11 protein-coding genes are annotated in these 13,391 nt (G+C 64.6%); 6 read left to right on the top strand and 5 right to left on the bottom strand.

Going from position 1 to position 13,391, the window contains the following annotated elements; translation table 11 throughout:
• The first annotated feature begins 76 nt into the window (after nt 1-76).
• From DDZ17_RS17665 to DDZ17_RS17655, 3 genes are all read left to right on the top strand, one after another.
• Nucleotides 77-1,942 carry a BCCT family transporter gene (locus DDZ17_RS17665; RefSeq protein WP_116368308.1) on the top strand — a complete coding sequence of 622 codons (1,866 nt, stop codon included), beginning with the start codon at nt 77-79 and terminating at the stop codon, nt 1,940-1,942.
• Between the two features lie 188 nt (nt 1,943-2,130).
• Nucleotides 2,131-4,725: a TonB-dependent receptor gene (locus tag DDZ17_RS17660; protein ID WP_116368307.1), complete on the top strand. Its 2,595-nt coding sequence runs from the start codon at nt 2,131-2,133 to the stop codon at nt 4,723-4,725.
• Nucleotides 4,726-4,733: 8 nt separating this feature from the next.
• Entirely contained in the window at nt 4,734-5,348 is a 615-nt protein-coding gene (locus DDZ17_RS17655) for a hypothetical protein (protein WP_116368306.1), read from the top strand.
• A 9-nt stretch (nt 5,349-5,357) separates the two neighbouring features.
• Here the strand turns inward: DDZ17_RS17655 and DDZ17_RS17645 are convergent, their stop codons facing one another.
• From DDZ17_RS17645 to rpsU, 5 genes are all read right to left on the bottom strand, one after another.
• Nucleotides 5,358-6,437, bottom strand: coding sequence for an NAD(P)H-dependent amine dehydrogenase family protein (locus DDZ17_RS17645; RefSeq protein ID WP_116368305.1), 1,080 nt, complete (start codon nt 6,435-6,437; stop codon nt 5,358-5,360).
• Between the two features lie 82 nt (nt 6,438-6,519).
• On the bottom strand, nt 6,520-8,325 hold the full coding sequence (gene rpoD, locus DDZ17_RS17640) for an RNA polymerase sigma factor RpoD (protein WP_116368304.1): 1,806 nt from the start codon (nt 8,323-8,325) through the stop codon (nt 6,520-6,522).
• 255 nt (nt 8,326-8,580) lie between these two features.
• On the bottom strand, nt 8,581-10,446 hold the full coding sequence (gene dnaG, locus DDZ17_RS17635; RefSeq protein ID WP_116368303.1) for a DNA primase: 1,866 nt from the start codon (nt 10,444-10,446) through the stop codon (nt 8,581-8,583).
• Nucleotides 10,447-10,507: 61 nt separating this feature from the next.
• Nucleotides 10,508-10,966 carry a GatB/YqeY domain-containing protein gene (locus DDZ17_RS17630; protein WP_116368302.1) on the bottom strand — a complete coding sequence of 153 codons (459 nt, stop codon included), beginning with the start codon at nt 10,964-10,966 and terminating at the stop codon, nt 10,508-10,510.
• 33 nt (nt 10,967-10,999) lie between these two features.
• The gene (gene rpsU / locus DDZ17_RS17625) at nt 11,000-11,215 is read right to left on the bottom strand and encodes a 30S ribosomal protein S21 (protein WP_116368301.1); all 216 of its coding nucleotides are present in this window, start codon (nt 11,213-11,215) and stop codon (nt 11,000-11,002) included.
• 200 nt (nt 11,216-11,415) lie between these two features.
• Between rpsU and tsaD the strand changes: the two genes are divergently transcribed.
• From tsaD to folK, 3 genes are read left to right on the top strand one after another with little or no spacing between them, the layout of a single operon-like run.
• Nucleotides 11,416-12,456, top strand: a complete 1,041-nt coding sequence (gene tsaD / locus DDZ17_RS17620; protein WP_116368300.1) for a tRNA (adenosine(37)-N6)-threonylcarbamoyltransferase complex transferase subunit TsaD — start codon at nt 11,416-11,418, stop codon at nt 12,454-12,456.
• The gene (gene folB / locus DDZ17_RS17615) at nt 12,456-12,812 is read left to right on the top strand and encodes a dihydroneopterin aldolase (protein ID WP_116368299.1); all 357 of its coding nucleotides are present in this window, start codon (nt 12,456-12,458) and stop codon (nt 12,810-12,812) included. Before tsaD ends, folB begins: the two co-directional genes overlap by 1 nt.
• On the top strand, nt 12,812-13,333 hold the full coding sequence (gene folK / locus DDZ17_RS17610) for a 2-amino-4-hydroxy-6-hydroxymethyldihydropteridine diphosphokinase (RefSeq protein WP_116368298.1): 522 nt from the start codon (nt 12,812-12,814) through the stop codon (nt 13,331-13,333). The genes folB and folK overlap by 1 nt, the downstream gene beginning before the upstream one ends.
• Nucleotides 13,334-13,391: the final 58 nt, after the last annotated feature.

The raw sequence follows: 13,391 nt of genomic DNA, 5'->3' as shown, positions 1-13,391 counted from the left end.
CCGGAGGGTGATCAGCCAGCCGGATGGCATAGATGGTCTACGCTCTGTGGGTGCTTCCGCTGAGAGTAAAAGGCTTATGCGTATCCCTGGGCTTCACCTGATCGACCGCCCCACGTTTATCGGGGCCCTGTTGCTGCTGCTGGTGGTTACTGTGCCGCTGGTGGCCTGGCCCGAGGAGGGCGCCCAGGCGGTGGCCCAGGCCCGGGCCTTTATGACCGACCAGCTGGGCGGCCTGTATCTGCTGCTGGGTATCGCGGCGCTGTTCTTCATGCTGTACATCGTGTTCAGCGAGATCGGCAATATCAAACTGGGCGAGCCGGACGAACGGCCGGAGTTTGCCACCGGCTCCTGGGCGGCGATGCTGTTCTGCGGGGGCATTGGCGCCAGCATTCTTTACTGGGCCCCCATTGAGTGGGCCTTCTACTACAACGACCCGCCCTTCCAGGTGGAGGCCGGCAGCCATGAGGCCATCCGCTGGGCGGCCACCTACGGGGTGTTCCACTGGGGGCTGATTCCCTGGTCCATTTACCTGATTCCCGCCCTGCCCATTTCTTATTTTTTCTACATCCGCAAACGCCCGGTGCTGAAGATTTCCACTGCGCTGATGCCGGTGATCGGCCAGCGCCGGGCCGAGGCCTGGCCGGGCAAGGTGCTGGATGTGCTGTTTATTTTTGGCCTGCTGGGGGGCGGCGCCACCACCCTGGGCCTGGCGGCGCCGCTGATCAACGAGGGCCTGTCCACCCTGTTTGGCATCCAGCAGACGGTGGGCAGCCAGATTGTGGTGTTGATGGTGTGCACCTCGATCTTCGCCTACTCGGCCTACGCGGGCCTGGACAAGGGCATCAGGATTCTCTCCAACATCAATTTCTGGGGCGCTTTGGGCCTGCTGGCGTTTATCTTCCTGGTGGGCCCCACCAACTTCATGTTCGAGACCGGGCTGGACAGCCTGGGCCGCATGCTCACGCATTTTTTTGAGATGGCCACCTGGGCCGAGCCCTTCGGCGGCCTGGCGGATTTTGCCGACACCCACTTCCCCCAGGACTGGACCATCTTCTACTGGGCCTGGTGGCTGGTGTTTGCCCCCAGCATGGGCCTGTTCATTGCCCGTATTTCCCGCGGGCGCACCATCAAGCAGATGGTGGTGGGCTCCATCTTCTTTGGCTCCATGGGCTGCTTCCTGTTCTTCATGGTGTTTGGCAACTACGGCCTGCACTTGCAGCTGACCGGCGAGCTGGATGTCATCGCCATTCTCAAGACGCAGTCGCCCACCGCGGCCATCTACGCCATGCTGCAAACCCTGCCTTTTGGCACCCTGGTGATCGTGGTGTTCACCCTGCTGGCGGTGATCTTCACCGCCACAACGTTCGACTCGATTTCCTACATTCTCGCCTCGGTGGTGCAGTCGGATATCGAGGGTGAGCCCCTGCGCTGGAACCGCCTGTTCTGGGCCTTTGCTCTATCCATCCTGCCCACCACCCTGCTGTTCCTTGGTGGCCTGGATACCCTGCAGACCGCGGCCATTGTGGGTGGCGCGCCGCTGCTGGTGATTGCCGTGATGCTGGCGGCATCGGCGGTAACGGCAGCAAATTACGATCTATTTCACCACCCGGCCTACCGCCGGCCGGTGTTCAACATGGACGAGCTGCCGGAGATCGATCCCTGGTCTGAAGAGGGGCTGGCGCGCAAGCGCTTCCGCGTGGCCAAGGCCCAGGCCCAGGAGGCGGCCGCCGAGCAGCGCGCGGCGCTGGCGGCCATGCTGGATTTCAAACAGGGGCTGCGTGACTGCGAGCCCACCGACGACGAGCTGCGCCACCTGGAGGCGCTGGAAGAGCAGGCCACCCAGGCCGCCGAGCGCAAGGCGGACGCCAGCCACCGGGCCCAGGCGGCGCGTGAAGACTTCGAACTGGCCATGGCGGAGCGGGAACTGCTGAACGGCGACTGAGCGCCACCCCCAAAACCGCCCCCGCTGGCCGCCAGCAGCTGGGCGCCCCCAGCTGGCCGCCCCCCTGACATTGTGCCCGTTTGGGTGGCCGGTTTGGCCATAGTCACCTTCAGGCAGCTGGGTACACTGGCTTCAGTGCTCCATCGACAGACCCCCAGCGATATAACAATAAGCGAGAAGGTGATGTGATGTTGAAACGCCAAGCCAGACCCTGGATGCGCCCGGCCGTGGGCCTCAATGTGCTGTCGCTTGCCATTGGCGGCGCGCTGCTGGTGCCCGCCGCCGGCGTGCAGGCCCAGGTGCTTGAAGAGGTCATCGTAACCGCCCGCAAGCGCCAGGAGGCGATGCAGGACGTGCCGGTATCCGTCACAGCCTTTACCGGCAACCAGTTGCGAGACGCCGGGATTGTGAACCTCAAGGACCTCGGCTATCAGACACCGGGGGTGCAGATTGATCAGTCCAGTGCTGCCCAGATCTGGATTCGCGGCATTGGCCAGCGTGACGATGGCTCGCGCATCGATGCGCCGGTAGGCGTGTACGTGGACGGCCTCTACATCCCCCGCAAAGACGGCCAGCTGCTGGATCTGATCGACGTCCAGAGCATCCAGGTACTGCGCGGCCCCCAGGGTACGCTGTTTGGCAAAAACACCACGGCGGGGGCGGTGGTGGTCACCACCCAGGCGCCGGATACCGAGTTCGGCGGGTTTGTGGATGTGCGCGTGGGCAACTATGACCGGCAGGACGTGAAGGCCACCGCCAATATCCCCCTGATTGACGAAACGCTGCTGTCCAAGGTCACCGTGGGCTCGGTGCGCAGAGACGGCTACCAGCGCAACATAGTGACCGGCCAGCAGGCGGCGTCGGAAGATCGCCAATCCGCCGCCCTGCAGCTGCGCTGGCTGCCGGGGGATGCGGTGAGTGTGGACGGGCTGGCCTACTACGGCGAAACCGCGGAAATCCAGCCGACCACCAATTGCCGCTGGCTGCAGGGCAGCAGCTTCAACGGCGAGGATTCGCTGTTCGGCAACCGCATATTGCCGGGCGATCGCGTGCCGGTGGATGCCTACAACGACAACGACACACCGGTCATGCCCGGCTTCAGCGCCCAAAGCCCCACCTTCGAGGCCGCCTGCCGCCGCTCCCAGGCGCTGCAGGACGACTACCGCACCACCACCGACCAGCGCATTGAATACAATCTCGACAACCTGCTGCTGGGCCTGACCGTCGAGTGGGAAATCAACGACAGCCTCAGCCTGAAAAGCATCACCGGCTATGGCGAACAGGAAAAGTCCGGCAACTTCGGCAACCCCGACAACGACGTGACCGAGCTGCCCTTCTCAACCCGCTATCGCCCCGGTGGCAGCCCCAGTGATCGCGACCATGTCTCGCAGGAGCTGCAGCTGATCGGCAGCGCCTTTGATGACCGCCTGGATTACACCTTCGGCCTGTTCGCCATGAAGGAGAATATCGACGACGGCACCGACGGGTCGGTGAGCTGGTCCACCGGCTCGCTGCTATTTGCGCCCATGCCCATCATGCTGATCAACTCGCCCACCGCCGAGCTGCAAACCTACGAGCTGGAAAACACCACCTATGCAGCCTTCTTCCAGGGCAGCTACGCCCTCACCGACAACCTGGAATTGACGGCCGGCCTGCGCTGGACCAGCGAGCAGCGCGAGCAGTCCGTGTCGCAGCTGCTGCTGGACGAGGCGGCCTTCCGCGAAACCGCCTTTGCCGCCATTGCCGGTGCGCCGGGCATTATTCCCCTGCCGGCCGCCGGCGTGGGGATTGTGACGGATCTGGATGCGCTGCTGGCGGCGGATATCTTCAGCGCCATTAACAACGCCTTCCCCTTGGATGCAGACGGCCAGCAGATCTACCCGCTGCTGCCGGCAGTGGAGCAACAGGCCGATGAAACCTGGGAAGAAGTCACGCCCATGCTCAGCCTTGCCTACCAGCTGCCGGAGGCACTGCTGGATGCGGCGGGTTTGCAATCGGCCATGGTGTACCTGGGCTATGCCGAGGGCTTCAAGTCGGGCACCTTTGAGCCGGTGGGGGTGGACGGCCTGGCCACTGTGCAGCCAGAAACCGTGGCCAACTACGAGCTGGGTTTCAAAATCGATTTTCTCGGTTCCAGCATGCGCCTGAACGGCGCCGTGTTCCGTACCGACTTTGACGAGATGCAACTGCGCCAGGTGCTGCTGGACAGCGGCGGCTCGCCCCGGGTGGTGCTGACCAACGCATCCAGCACCCGCATTACCGGCGGCGAGCTGGAGCTGTCCTGGCTGCCCACCGACAACCTGCTGCTGGTGGCAACGGGCAGCTACAACGATTACGACTACCTGGACTTTGAAGAGCCGCAATTCAGCTCCCGGGCGCTGTTTGCCCAGCAGCCGCTACCGGTCACCGACCGTTCGGCGGAGCCCTTTGCCGAGGTGCCCAAGCTGACGTACAGCCTGGCGCTGCAGTACACCTGGGATACATCCTGGGGGACCTTTGTGCCGCGGCTGGACTACAGCTATGTGGATGAGATCTTCATGGGGCTGGATGCCGGCGCCGGGCAGAACCTCGATCAATCCACCTTTGATGACTACGGTTTGCTGAATGCCCGCCTGGGCTGGCGCTCGCAGTCCGGCCGCCTGGAAGGTGCCCTGTATGCCACCAACCTGACCGATGAGCTGTATTACTTTGGTGCCGCCGCCGTGGGCGATACCACCGGTGCCTTCCAGACCACCACCGCGCCGCCGCGCATGTACGGGCTGGAGTTGCGCTATAACTTTTGAGGTGGCCCGTGAGTAACGACAATGCCGCCACAGACGCCCCGGGCAAACTGCGAACGCAGGCATTGGCGCACCTGTCTGCCTTTCTCGCCTCGGCCGGGGTGTTTATCAGCCTGGATGGCTGGGCGCTCGCAACCGGGGCGGGGGCGGCCACGGTGCTCGCCGTGCTGGCGGGGCTGCTCGCGGGCTTTTTCATGAGCCATATATGTCATGAGTGGGGGCACTTCCTTGGCGCTCGCCTGGCCGGTGCCACAACAACGATCAAGGTGCAGCCCGCGCCGCTGTTTTTCGATTTTGACTACGCGGGCAGCACGGCGCGGCAGGCGCTGGCGCTCTCGGCGGGCGGGCCCTTGGGCAATGTGCTGATCATTGTGTTCACGCTGTACAGCCTGCCGATAGTGAGCCCGGGCCGGGCCGCCCTGCTGGCGAGCATGGTGGGTAGCCTGGTCTTCGTGCTGTTTCTGGAGCTGCCGGTGAGCGGGCGCATCCGCCGGGGGGAAGCGCCCATGGACGCCATGATCGGGCACTTCGGGCAGGGCGAGCCCCTGTTCAGGCGTTGTAAGCGCCTGGGCGTGGCGGCGGGTGCCGCCACCCTGGTAACCCTGTTGGTGTTGCAGCCGCTCTGAGCGGGCGGCTCAAACGCGCATCTGCGCGCCGCCGTGAATGGCCGGCAGGTCCAGCGGGCTGAGGGCGCCGGGCGGCGCTGCGCACACAGCGGGGATGGCGTTCACAATCCGGTTGGCCGCTGAACAGTTGCCGCCCCCAGCGGGGCCCGGCTCTACCGGGTCGTGGCCGTGGGTGCTGACCACCAGCTCGGGGTTGCCGCGGATAATGGTCTGGTGGCAGCCGCGCCCCTCGGCGGGGTAGGGCCAGTGGGGCGCGCAGTCGTCGTCAATGCGGGTGATGTGCTCGACAACAATGCGTGCCTTGCCGGCGCGCATGCCGCGTACCTCAAAGCGGAAGGCGCCCTGGGTGCCGCGCTCGAAAAGGCCCATGCCGGGAACGTCCACGTCCTTGTCCAGCGGCAGCCGCTCCACGGCGGTCTCGATGGCGTCCAGGGGGTAGTCCAGTGCCGCCGCCACCAGTTCCACCATGGGGCCCCACACCCGGCGCATGGCACTGTCTTCCAGCATCTGCGGCACTTCAGCCATCGGGCGGCCAAAGCCGATCACGTTGCGCACAATTTCGGGCTGGTCGTACAGGCCGTAGTTGAAGATTTCCTGCATGCGGATTTCCGCAATGTCGGACACCGCGCCGCTGAGCAGCACAGGGAGTATGTCCATGGCCCAACCCGGGTCAATGCCCGACACAAACACCGAGCTGTTGCCCTGACGACAGGCGGCTTCAACGGCCTGTACCGCCGCGGGAATGCTGCTCTGGCCGCTGGGGTACAGCAGGGGGTAGAAGGCGGTGGAGACGACATTGACGCCGGCCCCCAGTACGCCAAGCAACTCCATGAAGGCTTCTTCGCCCCGGGTGTCCGCGTTGGCGGCGTAAACCACGCAGTCGATGTTGTCGCGGATTGCGTTCTGCCAGTCATCGCGCGCTTTTACGCCCAGGGCGTGGATGCCGGCAATCTCCCCCGCGTCGCGCCCGATTTTGGCCGGGTTGGACACCACCAGGCCCGCCAGTTCCAGGTCGCGGTGGGCGGCAACCGCCCTGATTGCCGGGCGCCCGACGTTGCCGCTGCCCCATACCAATACACGTTTGCTCATGTAGCCATCCTGTTATTGTTGTGTTGAATATAGCAAAAGGCCCGCACGTGGCGGGCCTTGGTTGGAGCAGCAGTGCGCTGGCTTACTCGTCGAGGAAGCTGCGCAGGTAGTCCGAGCGGGTCGGGTGGCGCAGCTTGCGCAGGGCCTTGGCTTCAATCTGGCGGATGCGCTCGCGGGTCACGTCGAACTGCTTGCCCACTTCCTCAAGGGTGTGGTCGGTGTTCATGTCGATGCCAAAGCGCATGCGCAGCACCTTGGCTTCGCGGGCGGTGAGGCCGGCCAGCACTTCCTTGGTGGCTTCCTGCAGGCCCTGGCCGGTGGCGGCGTCCACCGGCGAGGAGATGGTGTGGTCTTCGATGAAGTCGCCCAGGTGGGAGTCTTCGTCGTCGCCGATGGGCGTCTCCATCGAGATCGGCTCCTTGGCGATCTTGAGCACTTTGCGCACCTTGTCTTCCGGCATGTCCATGCGCTCGCCCAGCTCTTCCGGGGTGGGCTCGCGGCCCATTTCCTGCAGCATCTGGCGGGAGATGCGGTTGAGCTTGTTGATGGTCTCGATCATGTGCACCGGGATGCGGATGGTGCGGGCCTGATCCGCGATGGAGCGGGTGATGGCCTGGCGAATCCACCAGGTGGCGTAGGTCGAGAACTTGTAACCACGGCGGTATTCGAACTTGTCCACCGCCTTCATCAGGCCGATGTTGCCCTCCTGGATGAGGTCCAGAAACTGCAGGCCGCGGTTGGTGTACTTCTTGGCGATGGAGATCACCAAGCGCAGGTTGGCCTCAACCATTTCCTTCTTGGCGCGGCGGGCTCTCGCCTCGCCCATGCTCATGCGGCGGTTGATCTCCTTGATCTCGGCAACAGTCAATCCGCTCTGCTCTTCAATCTGGGCGATGCGGCGCTGCAGGCGCTGGATGTCGTCCTTGCGCGCGGTGAGCTTGTGGGCGTAGTCCTTCTTGCCACGGGTGACTTTGCTCACCCACTTGGCATCGGCTTCGGAACCCTGGAAGCTCTCGATAAAGTCCTTGCGCGGCATGCTGCATTCGCGCACGGCGATCTTCATGATCTCGCGTTCCTGGTCGCGCACGCCGGCCAGAATGTTGCGCGGTGAATCAGACAGCGGGTCGAAGACGCGCGGGGTCAGCTTGAAGAATTTGAACAGCTCGCCGAGCTTTTCCATTTCCTTCTGTGCTTCGGCATCGCCGCGCCCCTTGCTGGCAATCACCTTTTCGGTCTTGTTGAACTGGCGCTTGAGGGCGGTGAAGCGCTTTTTGGCTTCCACCGGGTCGGGGCCCGAGTCGGTCTCTTCGTCATCGGAGTCATTGTTGTTGTTCTCCGCGGCAACTTCCGCGGCGGAGGGAACGTGCTCGGCCGGATCCAGGTAGCCGACCATGACATCGCCCAGGCGGCGCTCTTCCCGGGTGACCTGGTCGTATTCGTCCAGCACGGACTGCACGGCGCCCGGGTAGTGGGCCAGGGCGGCCATCAGCTCCCGGATGCCCTCTTCGATACGCTTGGCGATAACAATCTCGCCTTCGCGGGTCAGCAGCTCCACGGTGCCCATTTCGCGCATGTACATGCGCACCGGGTCGGTGGTGCGGCCGGCTTCGGTTTCCACCGCGGCCAGGGCAGCCGCCGCTTCGGCAGCGGCGATGTCGTCGGCGGAACCGTCGCCCTCGCTCATCAGCAGTTCATCGGCATCGGGTGCCACTTCGAACACCTGGATGCCCATGTCGTTGATCATCTGGATGATGTCTTCGACCTGATCCGGATCGGAGATGTCCTCCGGCAGGTGGTCGTTCACCTCGGCGTAGGTCAGGTAGCCCTGTTCCTTGCCGCGGGCGATGAGCTCCTTGAGGCGGGACTGTTGTTGCACGACGTTGTTCATCGAGTGCATACCTATAAACGTAAAAAAAATGTAGCCGCGTATTGTAGCGGATGGGGCGCCGGTATAACCACCGCGGGAACGGGTAATTTCAGGCTTTTTGCTGCCGATATGCCACCGATGGCGTCATTTCCATGGCATTTTCGCGTTGGCGAGCCCTGTGCCGGCCCTGTGACCCGGCGATAGCGGGAGCGGGCCCACTGATGATGGGGGCAAATCCCGTCATTGCAAGGTTGCGGCTGTTGCCGCTGGTTGCCGTCAGCGTCCACGCTTGCCCCGCTCAGCGTCGAGTTTCTGCTTTTCTTTTAGCAGCTCTCTCAGCTGCTGTTTCTCCTCTGCGCTCATTTGAGCGTAGTTGGTGAGTTTTAGTTTGTCGACCTGCGCCGCCAGGGCGGATTTGCGCGGTAATAACGCCAGTTCCGCCAGGGTGTCGGCAAACTGCTGCTCTATGCCCTCGGTCGGAATCAGCCGCTCCTGGCCGGCAAGACGGTTCAGCAGTTCGCCCTGCGCGGTGCCGTACCAGTGCCCCAGCAGCATGGCGGTGGACGACTCCGGCCGGCGCTGCAGCAGGGTGAGCATCTCGCGCAGCAGATCGATGTCATCGCCGTCCAGTGCGGCCAGCGCATCAATGCTGCCCAGGCGCGCCACCTGCGGCTTGTGCAGCAGCAGGGCCAGCGCCGCCTGGGCCAGGTTGGAATAGCCCTTGGGCAGTGGTTTCTGCGGGCTGCGCTGGCGCGGCGCGGTGTCTTCGGCGTGCGCAGCGTGCAGCGGCGCCGGGTTGCCGGCCGGTGTCGGGGCCTCGGCGCTCTGGGGCGGCGGCACCTCAAGCTGCATCAGGCTCTGCAATTCCAGGCCGGTGCGCCGCGCCAGCTCCTGGAACATGAGCTGGCGGTAGACGCCCTCCGGCAGCTGGCGAATGTAGGGCAGCACCGCCTTGCTGAGCCGCGCGCGGCCATCCAGGCTGTCGGTATCTATGCCCTCAGACAGCGCCTCGAACAGGAAAGTTTCCAGCGGCCTGGCCTGGGTGAGCAGGGCTTCAAAGCCGTCGCTGCCCTGGCTGCGCACGGCGGTGTCCGGGTCTTCGCCTTCCGGCAGGAACAGGAAGCGCGCCTGGCGGCCGTCCTCCAGGGTGGGCAGGGCCGATTCCAGGGCGCGGAAGGCGGCTTTGCGCCCCGCCTCGTCGCCGTCAAAGCAGAACAGCACCTCCGGGCTCAGGCGGAAGATGCGTTCCAGGTGGGTTTTGCTGGTGGCGGTGCCCAGGGTGGCGGTGGCATTGCTGATGCCGTGCTGGGCCAGGGCAATCACGTCCATATAGCCCTCCACCACCAGGATGCGCTCCAGTTTGCGATTGGCTTGGCGCGCCTGGTACAGGCCGTACAGCTCCCGGCCCTTTTGGAAGATGGCGGTTTCCGGGGAGTTCAGGTACTTGGGCTTGTCGTCGCCCAGCACCCGCCCGCCAAAGGCGATAACGCGCCCGCGCTGGTCGCGGATGGGGAACACTACCCGGTCACGAAAGCGGTCGTAGGTGCGCCCGGCGTCGTTTTGCACCAGCATGCCGGCGTCCATCAACAGCTTGCGCTGGGCGTCACTGGTGGCAAAGCGTTTCAGCAGGTTGTCCCAGCCGGGCGGGGCAAAGCCGAGGTCGAACTGCTTGGCAATCTGGCCGGTCAGGCCGCGGCCCTTCAGGTAGTCCACTGCCCGCTGGGCCTCGGGGTGTTGGCGCAGCTGCTGCTGGTAGAAGCGGGCGATGTCTTCCATCAGGGCATAGAGGGGCTTGTTGCTCTGCTCTCTGCTCTGTTCTGCCGCCGCCGCGCCGCCAGTCTGCTCCCGCGGTACATCCAGGCCGAGGCTGCCGGCCAGGGTATCCACCGCCGCCGGAAAGTCGACGTTTTCGTAATCCATCACGAAGCCGATGGCGTTGCCGCCGGCGCCGCAGCCAAAGCAGTAATAGAACTGCTTGTCGGGATTGACGCTGAAAGAAGGCGTTTTTTCTTCGTGGAAGGGGCAGCGGGCGGTGTAGTTCTTGCCCGACTTTTTCAGTTTGACGCGGCGGTCCACCACCTCGACGATATCCAGCCGATCCAGCAGCTCGTCGAGAAAGGATTGCGGTATCCGTCCGGCCATTCGGTGTCAGGTGTACTGTGTGGGGTCTGGCGGGCTATTGAACCACGCCGGGGGAATCAGGTCAGCCTGCGGCGAGCCGGGCCTTGACGATCTTGCTCACTTCGCCCATGTCGGCGCGGCCCTGAACCTGCGGTTTGACCTGGCCCATGACGGCGCCCATGGCCTGCATGCCACTGGCGCCTGCGGCGGCGATGGCGGCGTCCACCAACTCGATGATGTCCGCCTCGGACAGCTGTGCCGGCAGGAATTCCTGCAGCACGGCGATTTCGCGCTCTTCCTGCTCGGCCAGTTCACTGCGGCCGGCGTCGTGGTACTGGGTGGCGGAGTCCCGGCGCTGCTTGACCATTTTGTCGAGCACGGCCAGCGCGCGAGCGTCGTCAACTTCGACACGCTCGTCCACTTCGATGCGCTTGAATTCGGCCTGAATCAGCCGGATGGTGCCCAGCCGCTCCTTGTCCCGCGCTTTCATGGCGGCCTTCATGGCCGCCTTGACGGATGCAACGAGGGTGGTGTCACTCATTGGGGAAGGTGCCTGCCCTGCCGGGGTGGCAGATCAGTACAGGCGGACGCGCTTGCGGTTTTCCCGGGACAGCTTTTTCAGGTGACGCTTGACGGCGGCAGCGGCGGCGCGCTTGCGTACCGTGGTGGGCTTTTCGTAGTGCTCGCGCTTGCGTACTTCGGCCAGTACGCCAGCTTTTTCGCAGGAGCGCTTGAAGCGGCGCAGGGCGACATCAAACGGCTCGTTCTCTTTGACCTTAACGTGAGGCATTAAGTCTTCACCTGTATCCAATAGTTTGTGTTTGCCTGCAAAATGAGCAGACAACGCCTGAAAGGGCGCGCATTCTATACCCACAGTGTGGGTTTTGCAAAGCGTTATTCGCCTCGTTATTCGTCCCCGGCGCAAGCCGGCAATGACTCCCACTGCCCAACCCCGTATCATTCGCAGCCAGACCCAGCAAGCGACCTTTTATGCTCATTCTCGGCCTTGAAACCTCCTGCGACGAAACCGGCGTGGCCCTTTACCACACCGGGCGTGGCCTGCTGGCCCACGCCCTGTTCAGCCAGGTGGACATCCACGTGGAGTATGGCGGCGTGGTGCCGGAGCTGGCCTCCCGCGATCACATCCGCAAGGCCTTGCCGTTAATCGAAGAGGTCATGGCCAGCGCCGGGTGCTCGGCGGGGGATATTGATGCCGTGGCCTATACTGCCGGCCCCGGGCTGGTGGGTGCGCTGATGGTGGGTGCCACCCTGGCCCGGGCGCTGGCCTGGGGCTGGGGGGTGCCGTCGCTGGGGGTTCACCACATGGAGGGGCACCTGCTGGCCCCCATGCTGGAGGCCGAGCGCCCGGACTTCCCCTTTGTGGCCCTGCTGGTATCCGGCGGGCACACCCAACTGGTGCGGGTGGATGGCATCGGCGAGTACAAGCTGCTGGGGGAATCGCTGGACGACGCCGCCGGCGAGGCCTTCGACAAGGCCGCCAAGATGCTCGGCCTGCCCTATCCCGGTGGCCCACACATTGCCAGGCTGGCGGAGCAGGGCGATGCGGCTCGCTTCGACTTCCCGCGGCCGATGGTCAATCGCCCGGGCCTGGATTTCAGCTTCAGCGGCCTGAAGACCTATACCCTTAATACCGTGAACGATTGCCAGGCCAGCGGTGGCCTTGGCGAGCAGGACAAGTGCGACATCGCCCGCGCCTTCGAAGAGGCGGTGGTGGCGACCCTGGTGATCAAGTGTCGCCGGGCGCTCAAGCAGGAGGGCCTGAAAACCCTGGTGATGGCGGGCGGGGTCAGCGCCAATCGCAACCTGCGCGCCAGCCTGGCGCAGGCCCTGCAAAAAGATAGGGCCAGGGTGTTCTACCCGGCCCCGGAGTTCTGCACCGACAACGGGGCGATGATCGCCTACGCTGGCGCCCAGCGCCTGGCCGCCGGGCAGCGCGACGAGGGAGGCATTGCCGTGCGCCCGCGCTGGCCCATGGCAGAGCTGCCCCCCATTACACTGGCGGCTGGCTGATGGATACGGTATTCATACGGGAACTGGCGCTGGAGACCGTCATCGGCGTTTACGACTGGGAGCGTGGCGTGCGCCAAACCCTGCTGCTGGATCTCGACATGGCCTGGGACAATCGCCCTGCCGCCGCTGGCGACGACCTGCAGCACGCGCTGGACTACGCCGCTGTGTCGGCGTGTATCGCTTCCTTTATGGGGGCCCAGCAATTCCAGCTGATCGAAACCGCCGCCGAGCAGATCGCCGCCCTGGTGCGCTCTGAATTCGGTGTGCCCTGGCTGCGCCTGCGCCTGTGCAAGCCGGGCGCCGTCGCCGCAGCGCGGGATGTGGGTGTGCTGATCGAGCGCGGGGAGCGGCCCTGATGCCCCGCGTTTACCTTGGCCTTGGCTCCAACATCGAGCGCGAACGCTACCTGGCGGCGGGGCTGGACGCCCTCGCTGCGCTGTATGGCGAACTTTGCTTGTCGCCGGTTTATGACTGTGAGGCCATCGGCTTTGACGGCCAGCCCTTCCTGAATATGGTGGTGGGCATCGACACCCGTGCCAGCGTGGCTGAACTCGCCCGCGACCTGCGGCGCATCGAAACCGAACACGGCCGCCTGCCCGGCGCCACCCGCTACTCCCCGCGCCAGCTCGATATCGACCTGCTCACCTACGGCGACGCCACGGGCGTGGTAGACGGCGTGCGCCTGCCGCGCCCGGAGATCCTGCGCAATGCCTTTGTACTGCGCCCCCTGGCGGACCTGGCCCCCGCCGAGCCCCACCCACTGGACGGTCGCTGCTACGCCGCCCTGTGGGAGGCCTTCGACCAGGGCTCGCAACAGGTCAGGCGGGCCGGCTTTCGCTGGCGGGGGCGGGTGATTTCAACCGCAGATCAGGCGTAGCTCTGATTTGTAGTTCTGATTCGTAGCTCTAATTCATAGCACTGAAATTCATAGCACT

This window comes from Parahaliea mediterranea (assembly GCF_003402235.1).
GTDB lineage: Bacteria > Pseudomonadota > Gammaproteobacteria > Pseudomonadales > Halieaceae > Parahaliea > Parahaliea mediterranea.
The sequence above is the reverse complement of the archived record's forward strand: the minus strand, read 5'-3'. Positions and strand labels throughout refer to the sequence as shown.